General features: G+C 74.5%; 24 protein-coding genes and 1 pseudogene. 9 read left to right on the forward strand and 16 right to left on the reverse strand.

Annotated elements, in window-relative coordinates; genetic code table 11:
• Positions 1-542: 542 nt before the first annotated feature.
• Positions 543-1,325 carry an SDR family NAD(P)-dependent oxidoreductase gene (locus tag IF99_RS0120460; protein WP_030998054.1) on the reverse strand — a complete coding sequence of 261 codons (783 nt, stop codon included), beginning with the start codon at positions 1,323-1,325 and terminating at the stop codon, positions 543-545.
• 85 nt (positions 1,326-1,410) lie between these two features.
• On the opposite strand from IF99_RS0120460, the gene IF99_RS0120465 reads away from it, so the two are divergent.
• Positions 1,411-2,259 carry a helix-turn-helix transcriptional regulator gene (locus IF99_RS0120465; protein ID WP_030998055.1) on the forward strand — a complete coding sequence of 283 codons (849 nt, stop codon included), beginning with the start codon at positions 1,411-1,413 and terminating at the stop codon, positions 2,257-2,259.
• A 63-nt stretch (positions 2,260-2,322) separates the two neighbouring features.
• Here the strand turns inward: IF99_RS0120465 and IF99_RS0120470 are convergent, their stop codons facing one another.
• Together IF99_RS0120470 and IF99_RS0120475 are read right to left on the reverse strand one after the other, a co-directional pair.
• Entirely contained in the window at positions 2,323-3,270 is a 948-nt protein-coding gene (locus tag IF99_RS0120470) for a D-alanyl-D-alanine carboxypeptidase family protein (protein ID WP_030998056.1), read from the reverse strand.
• Positions 3,271-3,734: 464 nt separating this feature from the next.
• Positions 3,735-4,430, reverse strand: a complete 696-nt coding sequence (locus IF99_RS0120475) for a type 1 glutamine amidotransferase domain-containing protein (protein WP_030998057.1) — start codon at positions 4,428-4,430, stop codon at positions 3,735-3,737.
• Between the two features lie 318 nt (positions 4,431-4,748).
• Between IF99_RS0120475 and IF99_RS0120480 the strand changes: the two genes are divergently transcribed.
• Positions 4,749-5,405 carry a hypothetical protein gene (locus IF99_RS0120480; RefSeq protein ID WP_030998058.1) on the forward strand — a complete coding sequence of 219 codons (657 nt, stop codon included), beginning with the start codon at positions 4,749-4,751 and terminating at the stop codon, positions 5,403-5,405.
• Positions 5,406-5,516: 111 nt separating this feature from the next.
• Here the strand turns inward: IF99_RS0120480 and IF99_RS0120485 are convergent, their stop codons facing one another.
• Positions 5,517-5,783, reverse strand: coding sequence for a hypothetical protein (locus IF99_RS0120485; RefSeq protein WP_037827240.1), 267 nt, complete (start codon positions 5,781-5,783; stop codon positions 5,517-5,519).
• Between the two features lie 300 nt (positions 5,784-6,083).
• Here IF99_RS0120485 and IF99_RS0120490 point away from each other — a divergent pair, with 300 nt between their 5' ends.
• On the forward strand, positions 6,084-6,551 hold the full coding sequence (locus IF99_RS0120490) for an NUDIX domain-containing protein (RefSeq protein ID WP_030998060.1): 468 nt from the start codon (positions 6,084-6,086) through the stop codon (positions 6,549-6,551).
• Positions 6,552-6,667: 116 nt separating this feature from the next.
• The gene (locus tag IF99_RS0120495; RefSeq protein WP_030998061.1) at positions 6,668-8,065 is read left to right on the forward strand and encodes an NADP-dependent succinic semialdehyde dehydrogenase; all 1,398 of its coding nucleotides are present in this window, start codon (positions 6,668-6,670) and stop codon (positions 8,063-8,065) included.
• A 61-nt stretch (positions 8,066-8,126) separates the two neighbouring features.
• Here the strand turns inward: IF99_RS0120495 and IF99_RS0120500 are convergent, their stop codons facing one another.
• From IF99_RS0120500 to IF99_RS0120510, 3 genes are read right to left on the reverse strand one after another with little or no spacing between them, the layout of a single operon-like run.
• Positions 8,127-10,253 carry a xanthine dehydrogenase family protein molybdopterin-binding subunit gene (locus IF99_RS0120500; RefSeq protein WP_030998062.1) on the reverse strand — a complete coding sequence of 709 codons (2,127 nt, stop codon included), beginning with the start codon at positions 10,251-10,253 and terminating at the stop codon, positions 8,127-8,129.
• Positions 10,250-11,260 carry an FAD binding domain-containing protein gene (locus IF99_RS0120505; RefSeq protein ID WP_030998063.1) on the reverse strand — a complete coding sequence of 337 codons (1,011 nt, stop codon included), beginning with the start codon at positions 11,258-11,260 and terminating at the stop codon, positions 10,250-10,252. The genes IF99_RS0120500 and IF99_RS0120505 overlap by 4 nt, the downstream gene beginning before the upstream one ends.
• A complete protein-coding gene (locus tag IF99_RS0120510) occupies positions 11,257-11,823 on the reverse strand; it encodes a (2Fe-2S)-binding protein (RefSeq protein WP_030998064.1) in 567 nt (188 codons plus the stop codon). Before IF99_RS0120510 ends, IF99_RS0120505 begins: the two co-directional genes overlap by 4 nt.
• 276 nt (positions 11,824-12,099) lie before the next feature.
• Between IF99_RS0120510 and IF99_RS0120515 the strand changes: the two genes are divergently transcribed.
• The gene (locus IF99_RS0120515) at positions 12,100-12,387 is read left to right on the forward strand and encodes a chaplin (protein ID WP_030998065.1); all 288 of its coding nucleotides are present in this window, start codon (positions 12,100-12,102) and stop codon (positions 12,385-12,387) included.
• A 141-nt stretch (positions 12,388-12,528) separates the two neighbouring features.
• On the opposite strand, the gene IF99_RS0120520 is transcribed toward IF99_RS0120515, so the two are convergent.
• Positions 12,529-13,395: a tyrosinase family protein gene (locus tag IF99_RS0120520; RefSeq protein ID WP_030998066.1), complete on the reverse strand. Its 867-nt coding sequence runs from the start codon at positions 13,393-13,395 to the stop codon at positions 12,529-12,531.
• A 33-nt stretch (positions 13,396-13,428) separates the two neighbouring features.
• Positions 13,429-13,893 carry a tyrosinase family oxidase copper chaperone gene (locus IF99_RS0120525; protein ID WP_078655185.1) on the reverse strand — a complete coding sequence of 155 codons (465 nt, stop codon included), beginning with the start codon at positions 13,891-13,893 and terminating at the stop codon, positions 13,429-13,431.
• A 412-nt stretch (positions 13,894-14,305) separates the two neighbouring features.
• Between IF99_RS0120525 and IF99_RS0120535 the strand changes: the two genes are divergently transcribed.
• On the forward strand, positions 14,306-16,027 hold the full coding sequence (locus IF99_RS0120535; RefSeq protein ID WP_030998068.1) for a hypothetical protein: 1,722 nt from the start codon (positions 14,306-14,308) through the stop codon (positions 16,025-16,027).
• A gap of 123 nt (positions 16,028-16,150) precedes the next feature.
• On the opposite strand, the gene IF99_RS0120540 is transcribed toward IF99_RS0120535, so the two are convergent.
• Together IF99_RS0120540 and IF99_RS0120545 are read right to left on the reverse strand one after the other, a co-directional pair.
• The gene (locus tag IF99_RS0120540; protein WP_030998069.1) at positions 16,151-16,888 is read right to left on the reverse strand and encodes an SDR family oxidoreductase; all 738 of its coding nucleotides are present in this window, start codon (positions 16,886-16,888) and stop codon (positions 16,151-16,153) included.
• Between the two features lie 186 nt (positions 16,889-17,074).
• Entirely contained in the window at positions 17,075-19,027 is a 1,953-nt protein-coding gene (locus IF99_RS0120545; RefSeq protein WP_030998070.1) for a S53 family peptidase, read from the reverse strand.
• A 305-nt stretch (positions 19,028-19,332) separates the two neighbouring features.
• Between IF99_RS0120545 and IF99_RS0120550 the strand changes: the two genes are divergently transcribed.
• Together IF99_RS0120550 and IF99_RS35055 are read left to right on the forward strand one after the other, a co-directional pair.
• Complete coding sequence (locus tag IF99_RS0120550; RefSeq protein ID WP_051703593.1) at positions 19,333-19,926, forward strand: TetR/AcrR family transcriptional regulator; 594 nt, start codon at positions 19,333-19,335, stop codon at positions 19,924-19,926.
• A gap of 31 nt (positions 19,927-19,957) precedes the next feature.
• Positions 19,958-20,218 (forward strand): annotated as a pseudogene (locus tag IF99_RS35055) (epoxide hydrolase N-terminal domain-containing protein); the annotation flags it as partial.
• 285 nt (positions 20,219-20,503) lie between these two features.
• Here IF99_RS35055 and IF99_RS0120555 read toward each other — a convergent pair.
• From IF99_RS0120555 to IF99_RS0120575, 5 genes are all read right to left on the reverse strand, one after another.
• Positions 20,504-21,505, reverse strand: a complete 1,002-nt coding sequence (locus IF99_RS0120555; protein ID WP_030998072.1) for a helix-turn-helix transcriptional regulator — start codon at positions 21,503-21,505, stop codon at positions 20,504-20,506.
• Between the two features lie 4 nt (positions 21,506-21,509).
• Positions 21,510-22,019: an NUDIX hydrolase gene (locus tag IF99_RS0120560; RefSeq protein WP_030998073.1), complete on the reverse strand. Its 510-nt coding sequence runs from the start codon at positions 22,017-22,019 to the stop codon at positions 21,510-21,512.
• Positions 22,020-22,119: 100 nt separating this feature from the next.
• Entirely contained in the window at positions 22,120-23,718 is a 1,599-nt protein-coding gene (lnt, locus tag IF99_RS0120565) for an apolipoprotein N-acyltransferase (protein ID WP_030998074.1), read from the reverse strand.
• Positions 23,719-23,803: 85 nt separating this feature from the next.
• The gene (locus IF99_RS0120570; protein ID WP_030998075.1) at positions 23,804-24,427 is read right to left on the reverse strand and encodes a hypothetical protein; all 624 of its coding nucleotides are present in this window, start codon (positions 24,425-24,427) and stop codon (positions 23,804-23,806) included.
• Positions 24,428-24,510: 83 nt separating this feature from the next.
• The gene (locus IF99_RS0120575) at positions 24,511-25,293 is read right to left on the reverse strand and encodes a glutamate racemase (RefSeq protein ID WP_030998076.1); all 783 of its coding nucleotides are present in this window, start codon (positions 25,291-25,293) and stop codon (positions 24,511-24,513) included.
• A gap of 305 nt (positions 25,294-25,598) precedes the next feature.
• On the opposite strand from IF99_RS0120575, the gene IF99_RS0120580 reads away from it, so the two are divergent.
• A complete protein-coding gene (locus IF99_RS0120580) occupies positions 25,599-26,768 on the forward strand; it encodes a glycosyltransferase (protein ID WP_030998077.1) in 1,170 nt (389 codons plus the stop codon).
• Positions 26,769-26,793: the final 25 nt, after the last annotated feature.

Here is a 26,793-nt window from a genome sequence, read left to right on the forward strand (position 1 = left end):
GACGGCATACGAGATTCGCCTTAGTCTCGTGGGCTCGGAGATGTGTATAAGAGACAGGTCCGGGCGGGCCGGGGAGCGGGGCCACGCGGAGGGACGTCGGCGGCGCGGGCGCCGATGCGAGGTGGGGCCGGGCGGGGGGCGCGGGGGACGCGCAGGCGAGGGGGACGAGGGCGAGGGTCACCGTGAGCAGGACGGGGCACGACCTGCGGGCGGCTCCCGGCCGTGGGCACGACGGCATCGAGGACGTCAACCGATCTCCAGCGAACGCACGAACGGATGAACAAACCGTCGCGGACCGTAACCCCCCGCCGCCCCGGGTCCCGCCGGGCGCGGACGTGACGCGCGGGAGGTCACCCGCCTACCGGTACCGCGGCAGAGGACCATGGCGCCCCCTCCCCCACCGCCGGCCCGCCACGCCCGCGTGCCGGCCGGCACTCCGTCACGCCCTCACCGGTCGCGCCCCGTACGGCCGCTCCGTGCCACCCCGCCGGTCACGCTCCGTACCGCCGCGCCCTCCGGCCTAACGCCCGGGCCGGGGCCCGTCAGGCGCCCGCTCCCCCGTCCACCGGCAGGATCGCTCCCGTCACCATCGACGCCCGGTCGCTGAGCAGCCAGGCCGCCGCCTCCGCGACCTCCCGGGGCTCCGCCATGCGGCCGAGCGGGACGGTGGAGGTGATCCTGTCGACGACGCCGGGTGTCGCCGCCTCCCAGTCCTCGATCATCTCCGTCGCCGTACCGCCGGGGGTGATGCCGTTGACGCGGATGCCGTCGCCCGCCCAGGTCACGGCCGCGCTCTCGGTGATGCTGTTGAGCGCGCGCTTCATGGCCCCGTAGGCGGGGAGCGCCGGGTTGGCGCGGCGGCTGCCGATGCTCGACGTGTTGACGATCGCTCCGCCGCCACCGCGCCGCATGAGCGCGGCCTCCGCGTTCATGGCGATCCAGTGCGCGCGGAAGTTGACGGTGAACTGCTCCTCGATCACCTCGTCCGTGGTGGTGTGGAGCGGTCCGGGCTGCTGGCCCGCCGCGCCGTTGTTGAAGGCGCCGTCCAGGCGGCCGTGGAGGTCCGCGACACGGTCGACGGCGGCGCGGATGCTCGCGGAGTCGGCGAGGTCCAGCGGCACGGCGTCCGCGACGCCGCCGGTGGCGCGGATCTCCTCGACGATGGCGGCGAGCGCGTCCGTCCCGCGTGCCGCGAGGACGACGGAGGCGCCCTCGGCGGCGAAGAGGCGGGCCGCAGCCGCGCCGATGCCGCGGCTTGCGCCGGTGACGAGGACGACCTTGCCGGTGAGCAGGCCGAGGGGAGTGTGTGCGGTGTGCTGTGTCATGACCTCAGCGTCGGCGCGGCACCGATCCGGATACAGGCACAAGCGGTACCAGGATGCCGCCGGGCGCACGGAGCACACTGGGCGTATGGACAAACAGGAGCTGGGCGCGTTCCTCCGCAGCCGCCGGGAGCGGCTGCTCCCCTCGGACGTCGGTCTTCCCTCCGGCCCGCGCCGCCGCACGCCGGGGCTGCGGCGCGAGGAGGCCGCGGTCCTCGCGCACATCTCCACGGAGTACTACGTGCGGCTCGAACAGGGCCGCGCGCCCCGCCCCTCGGGCGAGGTGCTCGCGGGGATCGCGGGCGCGCTGCGGCTCACCGAGGCGGAGACCGCTCACCTGCACGTACTCGCCGGGACCACGCCCGTGCGCGAGCGGACGCACCGGCGCGAAGTGCGGCCGAGCATCCTCGCCCTCTTGGAGCGGCTGCCGCACACCGCGGGGTTCGTCCTCTCCGCGACCTTCGAGGTGCTCGCGTGGAACGCCCTCACGGTCGCGCTCATGGAGGACTTCGGCGCGCTCGACCGGGCGGACCGCAACCTCGCGCGCCGGGCGTTCCTCACGCCGGGGGAGCCGGAGTCGCCGCTGTACGGGATCTCCGACGCCGCCGAGTTCCGCCACCACGTCGTGAGGGAGCTGCGGGCCGCGCTCGCCCGCCATCCCAAGGACCCCGAGGTGACCGGGCTGATCGAGGAACTGCGGGCGGGCTCCCCGGACTTCGCACGGCTCTGGGAGCGGCACGACGTGCAGACGTCCCACGTGCTCACGAAGACGTTCCGCCACCCGCTCGCCGGGGAGATCACCGTCGACTGCGATGTCCTCGGTCTCGACGAGGGCGGACAGCGGCTCGTGCTCTACAGCGCCCCCCAGGGGTCTGCGAGCGCGGAGGCGCTGGCGTTCCTGGGCGTGCTGGGGGCCGAGGCGAGCCGGGCGCGCTGAGGAACCGGGGCGGGGAGCACTCAGCCCCTCGCGGCCCCGGCCCTCGCGCCGGGCCCGGTGCGCTCAGTGCGCGAAGCCCCAGTCGAGCACCTTCGTGGCGTCGTCGAAGCGGCCCGTGTCGTCGCCCAGGATGACGCCGATGAGGGTGCGGTTGTCGCGCTCGGCGGCGAAGACGACGCAGTAGCCGTCCTCCGGGCCGCTGCCGGTCTTGACGCCGAGAGCCCCGTCGTAGGTGCTCAGCAGCTCGTTGGTGTTGTTCCAGGTGTAGTACCGGGTGCGGCCGTTGGCGGCCGGTGCCTCGGTCTTGTACTGCGTGTTCTTGACGACCTCGGCGAACACCGGCTGGAGCATGGCGCGCTGGCCCAGCTTGGCGAGGTCGCGGGCCGTGCTGTGGTTGTTGCCGTCGTTGATGCCGTCGACGGAGTCGAAGTGCGTTCCGGAGAGGCCGAGTCGCTGCGCCTCGGCGTTCATCTGCGCGATGAAGTCGCTGATCCGCGCCTCCTCGGTGTCCCCGTTCCCGAAGTGGTCGGCGAGCGCGCGGGCGGCGTCGGCGCCGGAGGGGATGAGCATGGCGTGCAGGAGCTGCCTGGCCGTCAGGGTGTCGCCGGTCTGGAGGTCCGCCGTGCTGGCGCCCACCTTCTGCACGTAGTCCCGGTACTCCTGCTTGACGGTGATCTGCCGTTCGAGCCACTCGGGGTGCTTGAGCACCACGACCGCCGTCATGATCTTGGTGGTACTGGCGATCGGCACGCTCTCGTCGGCCTTCGCCCCGGCCCACAGCTCCCGCTCCTGGCTGCCGTCGCGCGCGTCGAGGAGGAAGGCGTGGTCGGCCTTGATGGCGGGGGCGGCCTCCTCACCCGTCTCGGTCGCCGTGGCGTGCGGGGTGCTGTCCGGGGCGGCGGCCTGGGCCAGCCCCGCGGCACCGATCGGGAGCGCCGCTCCCACGAGAGCGACCGAGGCGATGCGGACGCCGGTGCGGTGGAAGCGGTTGGGACGGGCGTGTGCACCCATGAAGTTCATTTCCTCCTGCCGGCGCGGACGCCGAACCGTACGTGCCCGGGGGCCCGGCGGGCGTGACACCGGCCGCGACGCCCGGAAGGCCCCGAGACCCTCCCGGGGATACACCGCCCAGACGATCATGAGGGGCGCACCTCGTTCAAGAAACCGCATGGTCTCGTCACAGGGCCCACACGCGACGGTCTGATCATCGTCATGCGGGCCCGTGGCCCACCGGGACCTGGGCCCGCTCACTCGCATACGCGGACAGGGACGGCGTGCCCGGGCGGCGGAGGTGCGCGCGCCAAGGCGGCCGACTCGCACGAGAGAGGAGCCGGGGCCTCCGCGAGGGGAGGTCCCCGCTCGCACGGCCCTCTCGCCGTCCGGCGGGACGGGCCGGGCGAGCAGTACCCGGTCCTCCCCGGGGGACACACGGCGTACGCGGCGGGGCGGCGGCTCGGCCGAGACCCGGACGCCCCTCAGCCCAGTTCGCGGAGCACGACCTCGGCCAGCGGCCCCGCCGACGCCGGGTTCTGGCCGGTGTGGAGGGTGCGGTCGCTCACCGTCTTCGGGGCCCACGCCTCGCCCTCCAGGACGTCCGCGCCGAGCGCGGTCAGGCGGTCCTGGAGGAGCCAGGGGGCGCGGGAGGCGAAGCCGGACTGCGTCTCCTCGGCGTTGGTGAAGGCGGTGAGGCGGTAGCCGGCGAAGGGGCTGTTCCCCTCGGCGTCCGCCGTGGCGAGGAGCGCGGCGGGGCCGTGGCAGACGAGGGCGAGCGGGCGCCCGGAGGAGAGGGCGCGGGTGAGCAGCGCCGCCGAGTCGGGGTCGTGGGAGAGGTCCTCCATGGGGCCGTGGCCGCCGGGATAGAAGACGGCGGCGTAGGCGTCCGGGTCGATGCCGGCGAGGGGGCGGGGGCGCAGCAGCGGCGTCATCGTGTCGAGCGCCTCGCGCAGCCGCGCCGCGCCCTCCGGACCGCCCGCGACGGAGGGATCGAGGCTCGCCGCGTCCACGGTCGGGACGACCGCCCCAGGCGTGGCGACCTCGACCTCGTACCCGGCCTCGGTGAACACGCTCCACGGCGCGACCACCTCGTCGGCCCAGAAGCCGGTGGGGTGGCGGGTGCCGTCGGCGAGCGTCCAGTGGTCGGTGCCGGTGAGGACGAAGAGGATCGTGGGCATGGGGGGCTCCTTGGTGAGGGGTCAGGGGGTGCGTGTGCCCCGGCCGGTACAGGTCAGGCAATGCCTGTGCCCCGGCCGGGACGGATCAGGCGAGAGGTGTGCCCGACCGGTAGGGGTCACGGGGTCCCTGCCCGGGCGGGTGCCCCGGTCCCGGCGGGGCTGCGCCGGACGGATGAGCTCTTCACCTGCGCGGCGGCAGCCGGGGGGCCGCGCGGGTGCGCTGGGGGCGGCGCGGCCGTGGGCTGGGCAGCGGCCCGCACGGTCCTCCCGTCGCGCGCCCGCCCGGGCGCCGCCGTGCCGCACCCGAGGACGGTCCCCATGCCTTGCGCGACTTCCCTGACAGCGACCGTGCTGGGCGCCTGCGCCCTGCTGGCACTCGCTCCCGGCGCCCACGCGGACGGCGCCCCGGCGCGGGATCCCGTGACGGTCCGCGCGCAGGGCTCGACGGTCCGGCTGACGACCTCGGCGTGCCCCGGGGGCGGCACGGCGACCCTCGTCCCGGTCGGCCGCGGCGCGGCCCACGCGGGTTACGCGGTGGACCTGGCGCCCGGAGGCCGGGCCCGCACCGCCTCCTGGCTCGCGGTCGACGACGGGCGGTACGTGGCGCGCGTACGGTGCGCCGACGGTACACGGCTGAGCGGGGCCGCCGTACGCGTACCGGGGCCCGTGCCGTCCCCTGCCGTGACGCCGCAACCGGAGGGGACGGGCGCGAAGGACTCACCCGTACCGCGCCCGAGCGCACCGGCGACGGCGAGTGCGTCGCCCGTGGACCCGTACGCGGACAGGGGGATGGCGGAATCACCCGCCGGTGTGCCCGGTGAGATGCCGAAGGGCGGGGTACGGGGCGGGCTCGGCGGGAGCGCGAGGGCGGAACGGGACTCGCCCGGCGCCTTCGGCGCGGGGATCGCGCTCGTCACGGCGGCGGGCGCGGGGGCGCTGGTGTGGTGGCTGCGGAGGAGGGTGTGGGGGCGGTGAGGGGCGGACGGGCTGGAAGAACCTCGGTCCAGGCCGCACCGCCCGGGGGCGGGTGCGGCTCGGTCCGACCGGTATCGCGCCGCGTCTCGGAAGCGCCGGTCCCCCGCCGTCTCAGAGGCGCCGCTCCCCCGGCAGCGCTTCCGCGATCCAGCCGATGGGCAGTTCCTCGTTGTCGACCGTGAGTGCCTCGACCGCGTTGTTCTCGGGGTTGATGTCGGCCTCGACGCCCTCGCCCGCGAAGCGCGGATAGCCGCTCGTGCCCTCGGCACCCGTCGGGCGGACGACCGCGCGGCGCAGTTCCGTGCCGTGGTCGAGGTGCCCCGCCTCATCGGTGATCTGGGGCTTGAGCACGACGGTGTACGTGAGATCGGCCGGCATCGATGTCATGGGGCCGGAGTGTAGGGCGGTCGTGCGCGGGAGCCGGGGCGCCGCGCCAGACCTGCTCCCCGTACGGCCGCCGCGCGAGGCGGGACCCACGCGAGGCGGGGACCCGCCCCTGTCCGCGACGCGCGGCGAACCGGGCCGCGTCAACCGTGCTCCCGGGCACGGCGGTTCGCTCCGGGACGGCGGTACCTTCGCCGCACGCGCCGTCAGGACGCCGTCGTCGGCAGCCCGGACGCCTTCAGCGCGCGCGGGGTGGGCCGTGCGCGCCGCGGTCCACGGCGGGAGACTGGGCGCATGGCGATTCGGCGCAGCGCGGGCCTGCTGGTGCACCGCACGACGGACGAGGCGGGGCTCCAAGTGCTGCTCGGCCACATGGGCGGGCCGTTGTGGGCGCGCAAGGACGCGGCGGCCTGGTCCGTCCCGAAGGGCGAGTACACCGAGGCGGAGGCACCGCTCGACGCGGCGGTGCGCGAGTTCACCGAGGAACTGGGCACCCCTCCCCCGCCGGGGCCGTACACGCCGCTCGGCGAGATCCGGCAGAGCGGGGGCAAGCACGTGACCGTGTGGGCCGTGGAGGGGGACGTCGACCCGGCGGCGCTGCGTCCGGGGACGTTCACGATGGAGTGGCCGCCGCGCTCGGGACGCCGCCAGGAGTTCCCCGAGCTGGACCGGGTGGGCTGGTTCGCTCCCGACGAGGCGCGCGGGAAGGTCGTGAAGGCGCAGGTCGCCTTCGTGGACCGGCTCCTGGAGCACCTGGGCTGAGGCGGCGGGGGCATTCGGTCCCGCGCGCGGGGCAGGTGTCCCGTACGGCCCCGTTTGCACGCCTGTGGCAGGCGCGCGAGCGTGGGAGAGGACGAGTACCTGCCAGGAGGAGAGCCATGCCCATCGCGACGGTGAACCCGGCCGACGGCGAGACGGTCCAGACGTTCGAGGCGCTGTCCGGGGACGAGGTGGAACGGCGGCTCGCTCTCGCGGACCGCACGTTCGCCACGTACCGTACGACGTCCTTCGCCGAGCGCGCCCGGCTGCTGCGCGCGGCCGCCGACCTCCTGGAGAAGGAGGAGGCTGAGATCGGGCGGACGATGACCCTGGAGATGGGCAAGACGTACGCGGCGGCGCGCGCCGAGGCGGCGAAGTGCGTCAAGGCCATGCGCTGGTACGCGGACCGCGCCGAGGGGCTGCTCGCGGACGAGCACCCCCAGCAGCGGGACGTCGAGGACTCGGGGGCACGCGCCGCGCGGGTCGTCTACCGGCCGCTCGGCGTGGTGCTCGCGGTCATGCCGTGGAACTTCCCGTTGTGGCAGGTCGTGCGCTTCGCCGCGCCCGCGCTGATGGCGGGCAACGTGGGGCTGCTCAAGCACGCCTCGAACGTCCCGCGAACCGCTCTCTACCTGGGCGATCTCTTCCGCCGCGCGGGATTCCCCGAGGGCGCCTTCCAGACGCTCCTCGTGCCCTCGTCGGCGATCGAGGCGATCCTGCGCGATCCGCGCGTGAAGGCGGCGACGCTCACGGGGAGCGAGCCCGCCGGGCGCTCGGTGGCCTCCATCGCGGGCGACGAGATCAAGCGGACGGTCCTGGAGCTGGGCGGCAGCGACCCGTACCTCGTCCTGCCCTCGGCCGACGTGGAGCGGGCGGCGCGTACGGCGGTGACGGCGCGCGTGCAGAACAACGGGCAGTCCTGCATCGCGGCGAAGCGGTTCCTCGTGCACGCGGACGTGTACGAGGAGTTCGCGCGGGCCTTCGTCGCGGGTGTCGCGGCGCTGCGCGTCGGCGACCCGATGGACGAGCACACGGACGTGGGGCCGCTCTCCAGCGAGCAGGGCCGCGCGGACCTGGAGGAGCTGGTGGACGACGCGGTCGCGAAGGGGGCGCGCGTCCTGACCGGCGGGAAGCGGCCGGAGGACCGCCCGGCGGGCTGGTTCTACGAGCCGACGGTGCTCGCGGACATCACCCCGCAGATGCGCGTCCACCGCGAGGAGACCTTCGGCCCGGTCGCGACGCTCTACCGCTTCGCCGACCTGGAGGAGGGCATCCGCCTCGCGAACGACACCTCGTTCGGCCTCAGCTCCAACGTGTGGACGCGGGACGCCGCCGAGAAGGAGCGCTGCGTGCGCGACATCGAGGCGGGCGGGGTCTTCTTCAACGGCATGACGGCCTCGCACCCGGCGCTCCCCTTCGGCGGCGTCAAGCGCTCGGGGTACGGGCGGGAGCTGGCGGGGCACGGGATCAAGGAGTTCTGCAACGTGACGACGGTGTGGGAGGGGCCGGAGGACTGAGCGGTCCCGGAGGTACGAGCGGGGCGCCCCGAGGACGACCGGGCGCCCCGCTCCCGTACCGTCAGGCCCCCCGCTCCTCGCCCCGCCCCTCCCCCGCCAGCCCCGCGAGGATCTTGTCGGGGGTGAGAGGCAGTTCCCTGAAGCGGACGCCGGTCGCGTGGTGGACGGCGTTCGCGAGGGCGGCGGCGGTGCCGACGATGCCGATCTCGCCGATGCCCTTGCTGCCCATCGGGTTGAGGTGCGGGTCCTCCTCGTCGAGCCAGTCCGCCTCGATGTCCGGTGTGTCGGCACAGGCCGGTACGTGGTAGGAGGCGAGGTCGGACTCGACGAAGGCGCCCGAGGCCGGGTCGAGCGAGCTGCCCTCGGTGAGGGCCATGCCGAGGCCCATGACCATGCCGCCCCGGAACTGGGAGCGGGCGGTGCGCGAGTTGAGGACACGGCCCACGGCGTAGTGGCCGAGGAGGCGCCGGGCGCGCACCTCGCCGGTCACGGTGTCGACCTGCACCTCGGCGAAGTGGGCGCCGAAGGCGTGCCGCGCGTACGGCGACCCGGCGCCCGCCAGGTCCGTCGTGTCGGCCGCGACGGTGAGCCCTTCGGCGGGCACGGAGCCGCCGTACTCGCCGAGCGCTTCGAGGAGTTCGGTGCACGCCTGGTGGACGGCCCAGCCCCAGGACGCGGTGCCGGAGGAGCCGCCCGCGAGCGGGGCGCGGGGCAGGTCGCTGTCGCCGAGGGCGAGGCCGACGCGGTCGAGCGGGACACCCAGCGCGTCGGCGGCGATCTGCGCGAGGACGGTGCGGGCGCCCGTACCGATGTCCGTGGCGTTGACCCGTACCGCGTACGTCCCGTCGGGGCGCGCGGTGGCCTCAGCCGTCGAGGGGGAGACCAGGACCGGGTAGGTCGCCGCCGCGACGCCGGTGCCGAGGAGGAGGCGGCCCTCGCGGCGCGCACCGGGGCGTGGGTCGCGCGTGTGCCAGCCGAAGCGCTCCGCGCCCGCGCGCAGGCACTCGACGAGGTGGCGGCTGCTGAAGGGGCGGCCCGAGTCGGGCTCCGCGTCGGGCTCGTTGCGGACGCGCAGCTCGACAGGGTCGATCCCGACGGCCTCGGCGAGTTCGTCCATCGCGGATTCGAGCGCGAACATGCCGGATGCCTCGCCGGGGGCGCGCATCCAGGAGGGGCTGGGGACGTCGAGAGGCAGGACGCGGTGGGTCGTGCGGCTGTGCGGCGAGGTGTACATGACGCGGGCGGGTACGGCGGCCTGTTCGACGAACTCCTTGATCCGCGAGGTGTGCGTGATGACCTCGTGGGCCAGGGCGCCGATCGTGCCGTCCTCGGCGGCGCCGAGCCGCAGGCGGTGCAGGGTCGGGGCGCGGTGCCCGACGACGGCGGGCAGCTGGCGGCGTGGCAGGGCGAGTTTGACGGGGCGTCCGACGTGCAGCGCCGCGAGTGCGGCGAGGACGGGCTGCGGACGCGGGGTGCCCTTGGAGCCGAAGCCGCCGCCGACGTGCGGGGAGTGGACGGTGATGTCCTCCTCGGACATGCCGAAGAGCGTGGCGAGGGCGGTGCGGACGGCGTTGGTGCCCTGGCTGCTGTCGTGGACGACGAGGCGGCCGGCGTCCCATGCCGCGACGCTCGCGTGCGGCTCCATGGGGTGGTTGTGGAGCGGGGGGATGCGGTAGGTGCGGTCGACGCGGACGGGGGCCCCGGCGAAGGCGTCGGCGAAGTCTCCGCGCTCGCGGTCGGCGGGGTAGCCGCCGTTCGCCTCCTGCGGGCGTTGGATGCCGGTGTGCCCCGGGCGCAGTCCCACGTCGTGCGGATCGGTCTCGTACGTGACGCGCAGCGCGAGCGCCCCGGCCCGGGCGGCCTCCAGGGTCTCGGCGACGACGAGGGCGACGTACCAGCCGAAGTGCGGGACGCGGGGGTCCTGGAGGAGGTGCAGCGTGGGGTCGTCGGGGGCGGCTAGGCGGCGGGCGTTCTCGTGGCTGAGGACGGCGACGACACCGGGCATGCGCAGGACCTCGGCGTCGTGGACGGCGGTGACGCGTCCGGAGGCGATGGTCGCGGGGACGGGCCAGGCGTGGGCGAGGCGCGGCGGGCGGTGCTCGGCGGCGTAGCGGGCGGTCCCTGTGACCTTGGCGCGGCCCTCCGCGCGCGGGACGTCGGTGCCGAGGACGGGTGCGGGGGTGTTCACGGCTGCGGCTCCGGGGCGGTCTGGGCGGCGGCGAGGTCGGTGAGGACGGCGACGGAGAGTTCCACGGCGAGGGGGACCTTGAAGGCGTTGTCGGGGCGGGGGTCCGCTTGGGCGAGTTCGGCCTCGGCGGCGCGGCGGAAGGTTCCCTGGTCGGCGCGCGCCCCCGTGAGGACGTCCTCGGCGCGCGCGGCGCGCCAGGGCCGGGGCGCGACGCCGCCGAACGCGAGCCTGGCCTGCCGCACGGTGCCGTCGGGGCCGAGGCGCAGGACGGCGGCGACCGAGACGAGGGCGAAGGCGTAGGAGGCGCGGTCGCGGGCCTTGCGGTAGGCGGAGGGGGCCCCGGCGGTGGCGGGCGGCAGGGTGACGGCGGTGATGAGTTCGCCGGGGGCGAGGGTCGTGTCGCGTTCGGGGTGCGCGCCCGGCAGCCGGTGGAGTTCGGTGACGGGCAGGGTGCGGGTGCCCTCGGGCCCTTCGACGGTCAGTTCGGCGTCGAGCGCGGCCAGGGCGACGGCCATGTCGGAGAGGTGGGTCGCGAGGCAGGAGGGGGAGGCGCCGAGGACGGCGAGGTCGCGGCTGTGCCCGGTGAGCGCGCCGCAGCCGGTGCCGGGGGCGCGCTTGTTGCAGGGCTGGGCGAGGTCCTGGAAGTAGGGGCAGCGGGTGCGCTGGAGGAGGTTGCCGCCGGTCGTGGCGGCGTTGCGGAGCTGTCCGGAGGCGCCGGCGAGGAGCGCCTGCGAGAGGACGGGCCAGTCGGCGCGGACGCGGGGGTGCGCGGCGAGGTCGCTGTTGCGGACGCCCGCGCCGACGCGCACGCCGCCCTCGGGGGTGTCCTCGACGGTGTCGAGGGGCAGGGCGGTGAGGTCGATGAGGGTCGCGGGGGTCTCGACGCCGAGTTTCATGAGGTCGACGAGGTTGGTGCCGCCGCCGAGGTAGCGCGCCGCCGGTGCGCTCGTGTGGGCCTCGATCGCCTCGGGGACGGTGCGGGCGCGGACGTAGCCGAAGGGTTTCACCGGGCGACCTCCGCGACGGCGCGCACGAGGTGCGGGTAGGCGCCGCAACGGCACAGGTTGCCGCTGAGCCGTTCGCGGATCTCGGCGTCGTCGAGCGGTACGGGGCCGGGTGGGCGTCCGGGCGGTGTGACGAGCGAGGGGTGCCCGGCCTCTGCCTCGGCGAGGACGCCGAGCGCGGAGCAGAGCTGTCCGGGGGTGCAGTAGCCGCACTGGTAGGCGTCGTGGGCGAGGAACGCCTCCTGGAGCGGGTGGAGGCGCTCCCCGTCCGCGAGTCCCTCGACGGTGGTGACCTCGGCGTCCTGGCACGTGGCGGCGAGGACGAGGCAGCTGTTGACGCGTCGCCCGCCGAGGAGCACGGTGCACGCCCCGCACTGCCCGTGGTCGCAGCCCTTCTTGGTGCCGATGAGGCCGAGGTGTTCGCGCAGCAGGTCGATGAGCGCGGTGCGGTGGTCGAGGGCGGGAACCTCGTACACGGTGCCGTTGACACGGAGGGTGAGGTCCGAGTGGTGGGGGCTGTCGGCGCCGACGCGGGGCTCGGCGGGGGTGTTCTCCGGCTGGGGCACGGGCTTCCTTTCCTGGGTACGTGCTCGGGCGGGCGTCCGGCGGGCTGCCACGGGCCCGGGTGCCCCGCTCCTGGTCACGGCTGGTGCGGGGGCGTGGTGCGGGGTCAAGACTGCGGTGGCGAGGGCGCCGGGGCCCGCCGGGCACGGGCGGGAGGGGGCCCCGTCACCCGACTGCCACACGCGGCGGCGAGGAGCGTGACCCGGCGTGCGCACGCGCGTTGGAGAGGGCACAGCGGTCACGGGGTGTGGCCGCTGCCTCTTGGAAGGAACACAGACATGTCGCGTATCGCGAAGACCGCCGCCGTTCTCGCGGGCACGGGTGCCCTGGTCGCCACCGGCGCGGGCCTCGCCGCCGCCGACGCCGGTGCCCAGGGCCTCGCCGCCGGTTCCCCGGGTGTCCTGTCGGGCAACGCCCTGCAGGTCCCGGTCCACATCCCCGTGAACCTCTGCGGCAACACGATCGACGTCATCGGTCTGCTCAACCCGGCGTTCGGCAACACCTGCGCCAACGTCGACGGCGACCGCGGCCACGGTGGCTACGGCGACGAGGGCTACGGCAAGTGAGCTGCCCTACCCCCGCGTGACGGCGGGACGACCGGGCCCCCGTGCGATCCGGTCGGCATCCGCCCGTGACGAGGAACGGCCCCGGAGCGCGCTCGCGCTCCGGGGCCGTCGCACGTCCGCCGCGCCTCTGCGCGGGGCGGTTCACGCGTACCGGTAGATCCCGCTGTGGTCGAGCAGTTCCGAGGGCTTCACGCGCCACGGGGGCATGGGGTCCTCCAGGGTGGGGACGCGGCCCCGTTGGGAGTTGCCGAGCGGGAGCGGCCGGTCGGGCAGGTAGCCGGAGCCGGGATTGGCGTGCTGCCAGCGGGACCAGACACGGTCGATGAAGGCGTGGTGGAGCCAGAAGACGGGGTCGTTGGGCGAGGCGCCGCTGAGCATCGTGCCGCCGACCCAGCGGTGGACGCGGTTGTGGTTGCGCCAGCGGGCGTTGCCCCGGCCGCTGCCCCAGCCCTCCAGTTTGTTGCGGAAGCCGCGCGAGGCGGTGGAGTCCCAGGGCGGGGAGTCGTAGGTGGTGTCGGAGACGGCCTCGTCGAGGTCCCGCGGGGTGGGCAGGTCCATCGGGTCCTGCGGGCGGCCGAAGGCCCGGCGCAGGTACGGGCGGTCGTCGGTGGACTCGGTGAGGGTCCAGTCGCCGTGCGCGTGGGCGAAGGCCCCGGTGGTGACCTGCTGGTCGGAGGCGCGTCCGTTGCCGCCGAGGAAGTCGTCGCGCCACAGCGCGGCCTTGGCGGTGCGGTCCTTCGTCCAGTCCCAGTAGGGCACGGTGACGCGCGCGTCGATCTTGCGCAGGTCGCGTTCGAACTCCAGGAGGAACTGGCGGTGCCAGGGCAGGAAGGAGGGTGTCATGTGGGCTGCGCGCAGGCCCTTCGAGCCGTCGGAGGTGTAGTAGCGGATGTGGGTGCGGACGTAGTCGTCGTAGCGTCCCGAGCGCTTGAGGGCGAGCACGGCGTCGACGAAGCGACGGCGCTCGGCGGCGCTCAGGTCGCGCTGGTTCTTGCGGGTGTACGTCATCGGGCGGTCTCCTGCGGGTCGCTTGTGTGCGCCTCAGGCGCCGTACGCGGGGGTGCTGAGCCGGGCGCCGCCGAGTTCGTCGACGGCGGCGCGCGCCGCGGCCCGGGTGTCCGGGTACGAGGTGTAGTGGTCGACGGAGCTGACGAAGCCGCCGTCCGCGCGGGGCATGAGGTGCAGGGCGCGGCCGTCGATCGTGGCCCAGTCGGGCCCGTACGCGAGGTGCCTGCCCCGGTACGTCTCGGCGGCGCCGGAACCCGTGGCGCCGGAATCCGCCGTGCCGGGGCCCTCGGCGGTGGTCTCCCGCACGGTGCGCAGGAGCGGGGCGAGGGCGCCGCCGGTCCCCGCGAGGCCGGTGAGCGCGAGCAGGGCGCCGAGGAGGCCGCGGCGGCGGGGGCGCGAGGGTCCGGGAGGTACGAGGGGCGTCGGCGGGACGGTTTCGGGGGGCGTGGGCGGGGCGGTGGGCAGCGGTGCGGGTGCGAGGGGGGTGGGTGCGGCCATAGGGGTGGTGCTCCGTCCTCGTCGTCGAGTGCGCTGGTCGGGGCGGGGTGCCGCCCGCTGGGGACAACGAGCGGTACGCGGGGCGGTTGCTCGTCCGTACGGCTTCATCGGCCAGAAACCGAAGCCGGGCGGTGGACGGAGGGGGCCGTGAATGGCCTGAATTCCTGGTGAATCGCCCTGGATAACAAGGATTCAGGAAACAGAAGTTGAAGGCACGGCCGGGCCAAAAACCAATTCCCGCACAGGACTTGACGCGTTCTTAACATCGGGGAAGCATCGTCACGCACAGTCCGCGACCCTTGGAGTGGCGCAGATGCCCTTTCCCCCCACGATGTCCCGTACCGATCCCCCCACCGGTTCTCCCCACAGAACCACCGGGACCCGGCGTGCGCGCGGCCGGCGCCGCGCGGGCGTGCTCACCGCCGTCTCGGCCCTGCTGACACCGTTGTTCCTGCTCGCGCCCACGGGGCCGGCGACGGCCGCGGACCTGCCGGGCGGCGGCGACCTCGGCCCGAACGTGAAGGTCTTCGATCCCTCGACCCCGGACATCCAGGGCCAGGTGGACACGATCTTCAAGCAGCAGGAGTCCGCCCAGTTCGGCGACGGGCGCTACCAGCTCCTGTTCAAGCCCGGCACGTACGACAATCTCAATGTCCAGCTCGGCTTCTACACCTCGATATCCGGGCTCGGCCTGAGCCCGGACGACACCACCTTCAACGGGGACGTCACCGTCGACGCGGGCTGGTTCGACGGCAACGCCACGCAGAATTTCTGGCGTTCGGCGGAGAACCTGGCGCTCAACCCCGTCAACGGCACGGACCGCTGGGCCGTCGCGCAGGCCGCGCCGTTCCGCCGGATGCACGTCAAGGGCGGGCTCAATCTCGCCCCGGACGGGTACGGCTGGGCCAGTGGTGGCTACATCGCCGACAGCAAGATCGACGGCGAGGTCGCGCCCTACTCGCAGCAGCAGTGGTACACCCGCGACAGTTCGGTCGGCGGCTGGACCAACGGTGTGTGGAACATGGTCTTCTCGGGGGTGAGCGGCGCCCCGGCGCAGTCCTTCCCCGAGCCGCCGTACACCACCTTGGACTCGACGCCCGTCTCGCGCGAGAAGCCGTTCCTCTACCTCGACGGGAACGACTACAAGGTGTTCGTCCCCGCCAAGCGCGAGAACGCGCGCGGCACCAGCTGGGAGGGCGGCGACCCGGCGGGCGAGTCCCTCCCGCTCGACCAGTTCTACGTGGTCAAGCCGGGAACGAGCGCCGACACGATCAACCAGGCGGTCGAGCAGGGCCTGCACCTGCTGTTCACGCCCGGCGTGTACCACGTGGACAAGCCGATCGAGGTCGACCGTCCCGACACGGTCGTGCTCGGCCTCGGCTACGCGACGATCGTGCCGGACGGCGGCGCGACGGCGCTGCGCGTCGGCGACGTGGACGGCGTGAAGGTGGCCGGGCTCCTCGTGGACGCGGGCACCACCAAGTCGGACACGCTCGTCGAGGTCGGCACGAAGGGTACGCACACGGATCACGCGGCGAACCCCACCTCGCTCCAGGACGTCTTCATCCGGGTCGGCGGCGCCGGTCCCGGCAAGGCGGACAACGGCATGGTGATCAACAGTGACGACACGATCATCGACCACACCTGGATCTGGCGGGCCGACCACGGCGACGGGGTCGGCTGGGAGACCAACCGCGCCGACTACGGGTTCACGGTGAACGGCGACGACGTCCTCGCGACGGGTCTGTTCGTCGAGCACTTCAACAAGTACGACGTGCTCTGGAACGGCGAGCGCGGCCGGACGATCTTCTTCCAGAACGAGAAGGCGTACGACGCGCCGAACCAGGCCGCCGTCCAGGACGGCACCACGAAGGGCTTCGCGGCGTACAAGGTCGCGGACTCGGTGCAGACCCACGAGGGCTGGGGGCTCGGCAGCTACTGCAACTTCACCGCCGACTCCTCGATCCGGCAGGACAACGGCTTCCAGGCCCCGGCCAACCCGGGCGTGAAGTTCCACGACCTGCTCGTCGTCTCGCTCGGCGGCAAGGGCCAGTACAACCACGTCATCAACGAGGTCGGCGGCGCCACCTCGGGCTCCGACACGGTCCCCTCGCAGGTGGTCTCCTGGCCGTAAGCGGCCCGGAACCCACCGTCCCGAGGACAAGCCGGGGCCCGGTCGCCTTCGCCGGAAGGTGACCGGGCCCCGGCCCGTGTCCGCGCGGGGACGGCGGCGCGCGGCGGCCCGGCGCGGGCTGCCTCAGCGGCCCCCGGTCACCCGCAGGACCGCCCCGGTGGCGTACGAGGACTCGGGGGAGAGGAACCAGGCGACGGCCGCCGCGATCTCGGAGAGCTCGCCGACGCGGCGCAGCGGGACCCCGGCGGCCATCCGCGCCGGGCGCTCCGGGTCCGGGTGGAAGTCGGTCACCACGGCGCCGGGTGCGACGGAGTTGACGCGGATGCCGGAGGGGCCGACCTCCTTGGAGAGCCCGATGGTGAGCGCGTCGACGGCGGCCTTGCTCGCCGCGTAGTGGATGTACTCCCCGGGCGAGCCGAGCGTCGCGGCGCCGGAGGAGATGTTGACGATCGCGCCCTCGACGCCGTCGCGCTCCCAGTCGCGCACCGCGCGGCGCGCGCAGAGCAGGCAGCCGAGGACGTTGACGTCGAGCGCGCGGCGCATCCCGGCGGCGTCGGCGTCGGCGAGCCTGCCGACGGGTCCGCTGACGCCCGCGTTGTTGACGAGCCCGGTGACCGGGCCGAGCGCGCTCGTCGCGGTGTCGAAGAGCCGCTCGACATCCGCCTCGTCGGCGGTGTCCCCGCCGACGGCGACGGCCTTCACGCCGCGCGCCCGCGCGTCCTCGGCGACGGCCTCGGCCTCCTCGCGGCCCTGGTGGTAGCCGACCGCGACGTGGTGGCCCTCGTCGGCGAGCCGGGCGACGACGGCGGCGCCGATCCCCCGGCTGCCGCCGGTGACCACCGTGACCTGCTGACGCGACATGGTTCCTCCACGGGCTCGCTCGCTGTGGCCCTCACCTGAGGGCCTGTCCGACGCTCCCTTCCGCGCGGACGACGGCGGGAAGCGTCGGACAGACTCTAGATCGGTCTCCCCCTGCGAGGACGCCCGGCCCCGGCACGCGCGGGGCGTACCGGGGCCGGGCGGTCCGGGAGGGGGCCCGGCGCGGGCTCAGCGCCTGCGGAAGGACTTCAGGTAGCCGCCGGCCGGGCTGCCGACGCCGGTGACGTCGTCGTAGCCGGGGACCGCCTTGAGAGAGGCGTCCTCGCCGAGAACGCGCAGCGTGGTCCGCGTGCCGTCGCCGTCGTCGTAGCCGTTGACGAAGTCGGTGCGGACGACCGCGAGTCCCTTGCCCTTGCCGAGCGGGCTGTCGGTGACGTCGTGGTAGGCGGAGGTGCCGTACCGGTCGTAGATCGCCGGGTTGGCGAAGCCGATCGGGACCCCGTGCCGCGCCTGCTGCGCGAGGGCCTGCACACCGGCGACGACGGGCGCGGCGAGCGAGGTGCCGCCGATGCGGTACTCGCCGTACCGGAGCGAGCCGTCGGGGAAGGTCTGCGTCTGCCCCACGAGGAAGCCGGTGTTCGGGTCGGCGACCGCGGCGATGTCGGGGACGGTGCGCATGGCCTTCTCGCCGCCCGCCTTCGCGAGCTTCCCGGGCACCACGCCGCGCTGGTAGAACGGCTGCTCGACGAGTTTGCTGGTGCCGCCGCCCGCCCCGGAGGTGTAGGCGCCGGGGAAGCCGGTCCAGGAGTCGCCGTCGGCGGAGAGCGGAGCGCTCCGGGTGCCCCAGCCCGTCTCCCACTTGTACGTGTCGCCCTTGCCGACCGCGAGCGAGGTACCGCCCACGGCGGTCACCCACGCGGAGTTCGTCGGCATGTCGACCTGCTTCGTCCCGCTCGACGCGACGTTGTCGCCGTTGTCGCCGGAGGAGAAGTAGAAGCCGATGCCCTCGACCGCGCCGCGCTGGAAGACCTGGTCGTAGGCGGCGGCCCCGGCCGTCGTCTCGTTCGACTCCAGGTCGCCCCAGGAGTTGGAGACGATGTCCGCGAGACGGCCGTCGACGATCTTGTCGAGCGAGTCGAGCAGGTCGTCGTCGTAGCAGGAGGCGGCACCGGCGTAGACGATGTCCGCGTCGGGGGCGACGGCGTGCACGGCTTCGACGTCGAGGGTCTCCTCGCCGTACCAGCCGGAGGCGCCGCACTCCTCGGTGCTGTTGTAGTCCGTGGGCAGGACCTGGGTGAGCTGGCCCTTGCGGTACTTCTTGTCGCCGTTGCGCTGGGCGTACCGGCTCGCGTCGGCGGCGACGGTGGGCGAGGCGTAGGCGTCGGTGATGGCGACGGTGACGCCCTTGCCGGTCTCCTTGCCCGCGCCGTAGGCGGCCCGAAGCTGCTTGCCCGTGTAGCCCTTGACCGCGTACGGGGCCTTCGAGCCGAAGGCCGAGGGCAGCTTCTTGTCCGTCTTCGAGCCGAAGTACGTCGAGAAGGGCCCGGCGTTGCGGAAGACGGCGTCCGGCGGCGGCAGCGTCTCGTCGTGGCGCGCCTTGTGCGGGGCGTTGTCGAGGCCCGTCACGGTGAGGACGGCGCCGTGCAGCGAGGCAGGGACGGAGGGGGTGGCGAGCGGCGCGTGGTAGGTGTGGCCGCTACGCGCGTAGTTGTGCAGCTTGGTGGAGAAGGCGCGCTCGACGGCGGAGACCCGGCCGCTGACGGTCAGGTAGTTCTGGTTCCGGTCGGTGATCTGGAGCCCGGCGCCGTGCAGCCAGGAGGTGATAGCGCCGAGCTGCCGCGCGTCGGCGCCGAAGCGCTCCCGCGTCTGCCGCGCCGTGAGGTACTTGCCGTAGGCGGGCGAGGAGGGGTCGGAGACCTGGGCGGCGTAGCGGGCGAGACCCGCCGCGTCACGCCCGGCCAGGTAGACCCGGACGGTGAGCCGCTTGCCCGCGGACAGGGCGCCGCGGTCGGCGGAGCCCGTGGCCCAGTGCGGCATGAGTCCCGCCAGGGTCTGGCGCGAGGCGGAGTGGCCGGAGTCGGCGGCCGCCGCGGGGACGGCGAGTGCGAGGCACCCGACAGCCAGCGGCAGGGCGGCGGCCCGCACCAGCGCGGCGCGCGGGCGGGAACGGACAGGTCTCATGAAACCCCCTGGGGTGACGGAGGGACGCGGTGCGGTCTTCCAGGACACGGCCGCACGCACCGTTCACTCTGTCGATCAAGTGTTCACGCGGGGTCCATACGTTGGTCTGGGAAGTACCAAAGGCGGACCACGGAGACCCCAAAGCGCTCGGCAAGCGCACTTCCCGCAAAGGGACATGACGCGCTTTCCGGCACCACTCCCCCACACGTTCCCGATAGCACTCCTTTCACGTTTCCCGGCGCCGCTCCCCGGCCGCGGCACGCCTCGCACACACCTCCCCACCCCCGTCTTGTGCATTTGTTCTTATGAAGCAGGAGGACAGTCCCGGCACCGGCCGGGGAAACGACACGCGAAGGCGCCCGCGCAGGCACGACCCCGCGCGCAGGACGCGGCTCCTCGACGCGACGCTCGACGTGCTCGTGAGCGACGGTGCCGCCGGGCTCACCCACCGCAAGGTGGCCGCGCGCGCCGACGTGCCGCTCGGCTCCGTCACGTACCACTTCGCGAGCCTCGCCGAGCTCCAGGCCGCCGCCTTCGCGCGCTACGTCGCGCTGCGCACCGAGGAGTTCGCCGCCGCCTTCGCGGAGGTACCGGACCGGGCGGGCCTGCTCGACGTACTCGTCGCGCAGGTGCGGGAGGTGACGGAGCGGCGGCGCAGCGCCGTGCTCGGCTTCGAGCTGCACCTCGCGGCGCTGCGCGACCCGGGGCTGCGGTCGCTCACCGAGGAGTGGACCGCGGCGAGCCGCGCCGTCCTCGCCCGCTTCACCGGCCCCGCGACGGCGAACCGCGTCGACGCGCTCCTGGAAGGCCTGATCCTGCGCGCCCTGCTCGCCACGGCACCCGAACCCGAGGAGGACACGCGCGCCGCGCTCTCCGCGCTTCTCGACCCGCCCGCCTGACCCGTACGCGTACGCCCTCCAGGAGCATCCCGTGCACGACCGCCCTCTCCTCGCCGTCCCCGACACCGCCCTCGACGACCTGCGGGCCCGGCTGCGTGCCGCGCGGCTTCCCCGGGCCTGGCCGGGGATCGCGCCCTGGGCCGCGGGCACCGAGCCCGCAGAGCTGCGACGGCTCGTCACGTACTGGGCGGACGGCTTCGACTGGCGGGCACGCGAAGCCGAACTCAACGCCCTTCCCTCGCACTTCGCCGACATCGACGGCACCCCTGTGCATTACCTGCGCTTCGACGCCGAGCGGGCGGACGCGCTCCCGCTGGTCCTGACGCACGGCTGGCCCAGTTCCGTGCTCGAACTCGTCCCGCTCGCCCGCCGCCTCGCCGAGCCCTCGCGCTTCGGCGGCGAGCCCGGTGACGCCTTCACGGTCACCGTGCCCTCGCTCCCCGGCTTCGCCTTCTCCCCGCCGCGTCCCGCGCTCGGCGGCCGCAGCAGACGCACGAGGTGTCTGCGCCAGGCTCAGGGCATGGCGCCAGGCTCAGTACGTGACACCGGGCTCAGGACGCAGCCCGGACGGCGCGGCTCAGAGGTCCGTCCCGTAGCGCTCCGCCAAGGCGCGGGCGTGGACGGTGAAGCGGGCGCGGAGGGCGGGCGGGGCGAGGACCTCGGCGTCGGCGCCGAGGGAGGTGAGCTGGTCGAAGGCGACGTCCTCGGACTCGGTGGGGACCGTGACCGTGACCCGGCCGTCCGGGCCCGGCGGGCCGGGTGTCAGCCCCTCCGTGCTCGCGGCGCCGAGCGCGCCGGGCAGGCGGCGCAGTCCCTCGGGGGTCAGGCGCAGGGTCACGGGAGTGCGCAGCAGGGCGCGGGCGAAGCGTTCCGCCTCGGCGCGCCAGTGCGTGGCGAGGTCGAAGGAGGCGACACGCGTGAAGGGTTCGCCCGGTTCGAGCGCGGTGAGGCGTTCGACGCGGTACGTGCGCCAGGCGGCCTCCCGCGCGCCCTGGCCGGGGACCCGCCCCACCACGTACCAGACCCCGGCCTTGAGGACGAGTCCGTACGGCTCGTAGAGGCGGTCGACGGTACGGGCGGGGCGGCCTTCGCGCGCGGGGCGGGCGTAGCTCAGGCGGACCGTGCGGTCGTCGCGGACGGCGCGGGCGAGGTCCTGGAGGAGCGGGGGCGCGGACGGTTCGCTGAACCAGGCCGGGGCGTCGAGGTGGAAGCGGCGCACGGAGGACTCGGCGGCGGCGCGCAGCGAGGGGAGCAGCGTGGCGGCGAGCTTGAGGCGCGCGGTGCCGGCCGCCTGGGCGAGGCCGAGGTCGGCGAGCGCGGTGGGCAGTCCGCCGAGGTAGAGGGTCTCTGCCTCGGCGGGGTGCAGGTGCGTGAGCCGGGTGCGGTGGCCGGGCGCGAGGTGGTAGCCGCCGGCCCGCCCGCGCTCCGCCCGTACCGGGATGCCCGCATCCCGCAGGGCCTGCGCGTCGCGTATCACCGTGCGCTCGGAGACCTCCAGCTCGCGGGCGAGGGCGGGGGCGGTGAGACCGGGCGAGGACTGGACGAGCAGGGCCATGCGCAGAAGACGGGCGGCACGCATCGGCTCAGAGCGCCGCGGCGTTCCGGTCGTCGACCTCGGCCTGGGTGCGCGCGAACCACGCGGACTCCCTCGTGCTGAGCGCCTGTTCGATGCGGAAGAGCGAGAAGCGCTCCAGGGGCGGGAGCGCGTCGAGGGCGAACCAGGCGACCTCCAGGGACTCCTCGTCGGCGACGAACGCCTCGCCGCCCGTGGCGCGGCAGCGGAAGGTGATGTCGAGGAACTGGCAGCGGTCGCCGTTGGGGTAGGCGATCGGCTTGAGGGTCTCGACGAGGACGAGGCGTTCGGCCTCGCAGTGCACCCCGGTCTCCTCCAGGACCTCGCGGACGATGGTCTCGGCGGGCTGCTCGTCCGGCTCGCAGATCCCGGCGGGCAGCGCCCATCTGCCGGTGTCGGCGCGGCGCCCGAGGAGGAGGCGTCCCGTGTCGTCGAGCACGACGCCGTTGACGCCGGGCAGGAGGAGGAGGTCCTGACCGATCTTCTCGCGCAGGCCGAGGATGAATTCCGGAGTGGGCATGTGCCGAGCCTATCGGGAGGCGCGGAGCGCCTTCGGGGCGCGGGGGCCCCCGCACACCGGACGGAGGCCCACGCGCACAACAGACCGGGCCGGCACCGGGTCAGGCGGCGCGGCGTCCCCGGACGGCGCGGGTGAGCGCCCAGGCGAGACCGCCGGCCGCGACGCCGACGAGGGCCATCTCGGGCGCGATGCCCGCACGGGTCGCGGGAGTTCGCGAGGTGCGCAGCGGAACGTCGTCGACGAGGGTCGCGGGGACGAACATGCCGGTGCGCCGGACGATCTCCCCGTCGGGCCGGATGACGGCGCTGACGCCGCTGGTGACGGGCACGGTCACGCTGCGGCTGTGCTCGACGGCCCGGACGCGGGACATGGCGAGCTGCTGGTAGGTCATCTCGCTGCGGTCGAACGTCGCGTTGTTGCTCGGTACGGAGATCAGCTCGGCGCCGTGCGTGACAGTGTCGCGCACGGCCCAGTCGAAGGCCGCCTCGTAGCACGTGGCGATGCCGACGCGGGTGCCGTCGACGGTGAACACGCCGGGGGTGGTGCCGCGGCTGAAGTCCTGGGCGACCATCGTCGTCCAGGAGTCGTTGATCTTGTGCAGCAGGGAGCGCATCGGCAGGTACTCGCCGAAGGGCTGGATCTGCCGTTTGTCGTACGTGGCCGTGGGGCCCTTGCCGGGCAGCCACAGGACCTGCTCGTTGTAGAGCTTGCCGTCGTCCTTCTCGACCACGGCGCCGACCGAGATCGGGGCCTTGATCGCCTGTGCCGCGCTGTCGATGGCGGCGCTCGCGTCGGGGTTGCGGAAGGGGTCGATGTCGGAGGAGTTCTCGGGCCACAGCACGAAGTCGGGACGCTTGACCTCGCCGCGCTCCACCCGGTCGGCGAGTCGCTTCGTCTCCTTGACGTGGTAGTCGAGGACGGCGCGGCGCTGGGCGTTGAACTCCAGGCCCGCCCGGGGCACGTTGCCCTGGACGACGGCGACCCGGGCCGTCCCGGCCTCCGCCTCGTCCGAGACGAGCGCGCGCGAGGCGAGGGCACCGGCGACGGGCAGGAGGACCGCGACCCCGGCGGTGACCGCCGCCGCGCGGGGCAGGACGCCGCGCGCGCGGCGCTCGTACACCGCCCGCCCCGCCGCGTGCAGGCCGAAGCCGCACAGGACGACGGCGAAGCCGAGGAGAGGGGTGCCGCCGAGCGCGGCGAGCGGCAGGAAAACGCCGTCGGCCTGGCCGAAGGCCACCTTGCCCCAGGGGAAGCCGCCGAAGGGGACACGGGCGCGGGCGGCCTCGCCCGCCGTCCAGAGCGCGGCCGCCCACAACGGCGCGGCGGGCAGTCGTGAGACGACGGCGATCCCCGCGCCGACGAGGGCGGCGAAGACGGCTTCGGCGGCGGCGAGGGCGAGCCAGGGCCCTGGACCGACCTCGACGCCGGTCCAGACGAGGAGGGGGAGGAAGTAGCCGAGGCCGAAGAGGTAGCCGAGACCGAGCCCCGCCTTCCAGCTCCGGCCGTGGAGGACCCAGGCGAGCAGGGCGAGAGCGGGGAGCGCGAGCCACCACACCGTACGGGGCGGGAAGCTCAGGTACAGGAGCACGCCGGCGAGCACGGCGCCGGCCGCGGGCACGAGACGCAGCAGTCGCCGCCCGCCCCGGGACGCGGGGGCGGGCGGCGAGGCTTCGTCCGGTGGGGAAAGGGTGACGGTCACGCTCCGGAGTTTACGGCCGGGGACGAAAGGTGGCCCTGTGGTGTGGGTCTCGGGTGGGACGGGGCGCGTCGCGCCTCGGCGCGGGTCACGCTCCGGCGGGTGCCTGTCCGGGACCGGCGTGGCCGCCGTGGCCGCCGCGACCGCCATGGCTTCCGCGGCTTCCGTAGAGGTGGAGGCGTCTGCGGATCTCGTGCACGGCGGATTCGGCGTCGTCGACGGTGAAGGTGAAGGTGCGGCCGTCGCCGAGGCGCAGGACGACGCCCTCGCCGCGGCGCACCACGACCGCGGTGCCGAGTTCCGGTCGCCAGCGGTAGCCGTAGCCGCCCCACTGGCGCGGGGTGACGGCGGGCGCGAAGTCGGCCTCGACGACGTGGGCTAGGGGGATGCGGCGGCGCGGTACGCCGATGTGGCCGCATCGGACTTCGAGGGTGGCGTGGTCGACGCGGACGGCGACGCTCACGAAGGCGAGGGTGCCGAAGAGGATCAGGAGCCCCGCGAGCAGGCAGCCGACGACCGACATGGCGAGCGCGGCGACGCCGGAGGTCCAGGTGGAGTTGACCGCGAGGGCGATACCGAGGGCGACGCAGGCGACACCGGCGAGGGCGAGTACCCATTGCACGCGGTTCGTCGCGGTACCCGTCCAGACCTCGGGGTGGGCACCGGCGTCCGCCGGGCCCGTGGGCGCGTCGTCATGGGGTGGATGCCTCATGGCGCCGAGGGTACTCAGAATCCGCGCCGCGGGAGGCCCCCTCGCACAGGCGCGTCCGGTGGAACCGGCCACACCGGGCGGTCTCAGCGGGCGGCACCGACCCCGGCGAGGAGGCGGCCCTCGGCGTAGGCGAGAGCCTCCGGCGGCAGGGCTTCCTCGACGCCGCCGTGCAGGACGGTCAGCTCGCCCGTTCGGGTGAGGTCCGGCGGCCCGCCCGCGGCGCGCCGCAGGGCCTGGGCGGCGACGGCGGGGGCGGAGCCGAGCAGGGTGGGCGGCGCCCCGCCGGGGCGGGTGAGCGCGGCGGCGATCCTGGCCCCGACCAGCTCGTAGTGGGTGCAGCCGAGGACGACGACGCGGACCCCGGCGGGGGTGCGCGCTGCGGCGTCGGCGATCGCGGCCTCCGTCGCGGCCTCGTCGGCGTGCTGCACGGCGTCGGCGAGACCGGGGCAGGCCACGGCGGTGACATTGCCGCCGGGAGCGAACTCGGCGATGAGGCGACGCTGGTACTCGCTGCCGGTCGTGGCGGGCGTGGCCCAGATCGCGACGGGGGCGCCGAAGGCGGCGGCGGGCTTGATCGCGGGGACGGTGCCGATGACGGGGAAGGTGTCCTCGAAGCGAGCGCGGACCGCGGGCAGCGCGTGCGTCGAGGCGGTGTTGCAGGCGATGACGAGCGCGTCGGGTCCGAGCGCGGCGGCGGCCTCGGCGGCACGCAGCGCGAGGCGCGTGATGTCCTCGGAGGTGCGCGGCCCCCACGGCATCGAGGCCGGGTCGCTGGAGAGCACGAGGTCCGCGTCGGGCCGCAGGCCGCGTACCGCCGCGGCGGCGGGGAGCAGGCCGATACCGGAATCGAGGAGCGCGATCTTCACCCGGCCACTTTATGTCATGGGCTGACGCTTGCCGGGGACAGCAGGGGCGGGATCGGGGTCGGCGGCGCACGTGACGCCGCCCGGCGGCCGCGACGCCCCTCGCCCGTGGCGCACCCCGGTACCCGTCGCCCGCCCCGTACCGTCGCCGCCGCCCCCGCCGCCGCTCCCGCTCGCGGCGAGAGCACCGCCCCTCCGCTCCCCCGCGCGGCGTCGCGGGGCCGTCCCGGGGCTCGCGGCGGCGGCCCGCATGTCCGGCCCCGTGCCTCTCCCCCGCTGGTGGCAGACTGCCGCGCGTGAGTGCCGTCATGTGGATCGCCGTACTGTCCCTCGCGTCCTGGGTGTGGATGCTGCTCGCCCAGGGCTTCTTCTGGCGCACCGACGTCCGGCTGCCGAGGACCGCCGGGGAACCGGAGCGGTGGCCCTCGGTGGCGGTCGTGGTGCCGGCGCGGGACGAGGCCGAGGTGCTGCCGCTGAGCCTGCCCTCGCTGCTCGCGCAGGAGTACCCGGGGCGCGCGGAGGTCGTCCTCGTCGACGACGGCAGCACGGACGGGACGGGCGAGCTGGCTCGGGAGCTGGGGCGGCGCCCCGGAGCCCTGCCGTTGCGGGTCGTCTCACCGGGCGAGCCGCCGCGCGGGTGGACGGGGAAGCTGTGGGCCGTGCGCCACGGCATCGCGCTCGCCCGCGAGAACGACCCCGCGTTCCTGCTCCTCACCGACGCGGACATCGCGCACGAGCCGGACAGCCTGCGCCGCCTCGTGGCCGCGGCGGACGGGGCGGGGCTCGACATGGTCTCCCAGATGGCGCGACTGCGGGTCGCGAGCGTGTGGGAGCGGATGGTCGTCCCCGCCTTCGTCTATTTCTTCTCGCAGCTCTACCCCTTCCGCAGGGTCAACAAGGCGGACTCGCGGACGGCCGCGGCGGCGGGCGGCTGCGTGCTCCTGCGGACGCGGACGGCCGAGGCCGCGGGCATCCCCGACGCGATCCGGCAGTCCGTGATCGACGACGTCGCCCTGTCACGCGCGGTCAAGCGCGCCGGGGGCCGCATCTGGCTGGGCCTCGCCGACCACGTCGACAGCATCCGGCCCTACCCCGCGCTGCGGGACCTGTGGCGGATGGTCTCGCGCAGCGCGTACACGCAACTGCGGCACAATCCGCTGGTCCTGCTCGGCACCGTGCTCGGTCTCGCGCTCGTCTACCTCGTCCCGCCGTGCGCCCTGGTGGCCGGGCTGCTCGCGGGCCACCCGGCGACAGCGCTCGCGGGCGGGCTCGCGTGGCTCGTGATGACGGGCACGTACATGCCGATGCTCCGCTACTACCGGCAGCCGCGGTGGCTCGCGCCGCTGCTGCCCGTGACGGCCTTCCTCTACCTGCTGATGACGGTGGACTCGGCGGTGCGGCACTACCGGGGTCGCGGGGCGGCGTGGAAGGGCCGGACGTATGCGGCGCCGGAGGCGGTGGAGGCGGGCGAGGGCTGAACTCCCGTTCCGCGCAAAGGCGTCG

Origin of the sequence: Streptomyces sp. NRRL F-5630 (assembly GCF_000719475.1) — a bacterium.
Taxonomy (GTDB): Bacteria; Actinomycetota; Actinomycetes; order Streptomycetales; family Streptomycetaceae; genus Streptomyces.

What these genes read in the sequence shown, in the direction of transcription:
- IF99_RS0120475 (WP_030998057.1), bottom strand. Translation starts at nt 4,430, where the DNA reads ATGCCCACGATCCTCTTCGTCCTCACCGGCACCGACCACTGGACGCTC.
- IF99_RS0120460 (WP_030998054.1), bottom strand. Translation starts at nt 1,325, where the DNA reads ATGACACAGCACACCGCACACACTCCCCTCGGCCTGCTCACCGGCAAG.
- IF99_RS0120520 (WP_030998066.1), bottom strand. Translation starts at nt 13,395, where the DNA reads ATGACGTACACCCGCAAGAACCAGCGCGACCTGAGCGCCGCCGAGCGC.
- IF99_RS0120545 (WP_030998070.1), bottom strand. Translation starts at nt 19,027, where the DNA reads ATGAGACCTGTCCGTTCCCGCCCGCGCGCCGCGCTGGTGCGGGCCGCC.
- IF99_RS0120495 (WP_030998061.1), top strand. Translation starts at nt 6,668, where the DNA reads ATGCCCATCGCGACGGTGAACCCGGCCGACGGCGAGACGGTCCAGACG.
- IF99_RS0120515 (WP_030998065.1), top strand. Translation starts at nt 12,100, where the DNA reads ATGTCGCGTATCGCGAAGACCGCCGCCGTTCTCGCGGGCACGGGTGCC.
- IF99_RS0120570 (WP_030998075.1), bottom strand. Translation starts at nt 24,427, where the DNA reads ATGAGGCATCCACCCCATGACGACGCGCCCACGGGCCCGGCGGACGCC.
- IF99_RS0120470 (WP_030998056.1), bottom strand. Translation starts at nt 3,270, where the DNA reads ATGGGTGCACACGCCCGTCCCAACCGCTTCCACCGCACCGGCGTCCGC.
- IF99_RS0120465 (WP_030998055.1), top strand. Translation starts at nt 1,411, where the DNA reads ATGGACAAACAGGAGCTGGGCGCGTTCCTCCGCAGCCGCCGGGAGCGG.
- IF99_RS0120580 (WP_030998077.1), top strand. Translation starts at nt 25,599, where the DNA reads ATGTGGATCGCCGTACTGTCCCTCGCGTCCTGGGTGTGGATGCTGCTC.
- IF99_RS0120485 (WP_037827240.1), bottom strand. Translation starts at nt 5,783, where the DNA reads ATGCCGGCCGATCTCACGTACACCGTCGTGCTCAAGCCCCAGATCACC.
- IF99_RS0120540 (WP_030998069.1), bottom strand. Translation starts at nt 16,888, where the DNA reads ATGTCGCGTCAGCAGGTCACGGTGGTCACCGGCGGCAGCCGGGGGATC.
- IF99_RS0120525 (WP_078655185.1), bottom strand. Translation starts at nt 13,893, where the DNA reads ATGGCCGCACCCACCCCCCTCGCACCCGCACCGCTGCCCACCGCCCCG.
- IF99_RS0120490 (WP_030998060.1), top strand. Translation starts at nt 6,084, where the DNA reads ATGGCGATTCGGCGCAGCGCGGGCCTGCTGGTGCACCGCACGACGGAC.
- IF99_RS0120480 (WP_030998058.1), top strand. Translation starts at nt 4,749, where the DNA reads ATGCCTTGCGCGACTTCCCTGACAGCGACCGTGCTGGGCGCCTGCGCC.
- IF99_RS0120560 (WP_030998073.1), bottom strand. Translation starts at nt 22,019, where the DNA reads ATGCCCACTCCGGAATTCATCCTCGGCCTGCGCGAGAAGATCGGTCAG.
- IF99_RS0120550 (WP_051703593.1), top strand. Translation starts at nt 19,333, where the DNA reads ATGAAGCAGGAGGACAGTCCCGGCACCGGCCGGGGAAACGACACGCGA.
- IF99_RS0120555 (WP_030998072.1), bottom strand. Translation starts at nt 21,505, where the DNA reads ATGCGTGCCGCCCGTCTTCTGCGCATGGCCCTGCTCGTCCAGTCCTCG.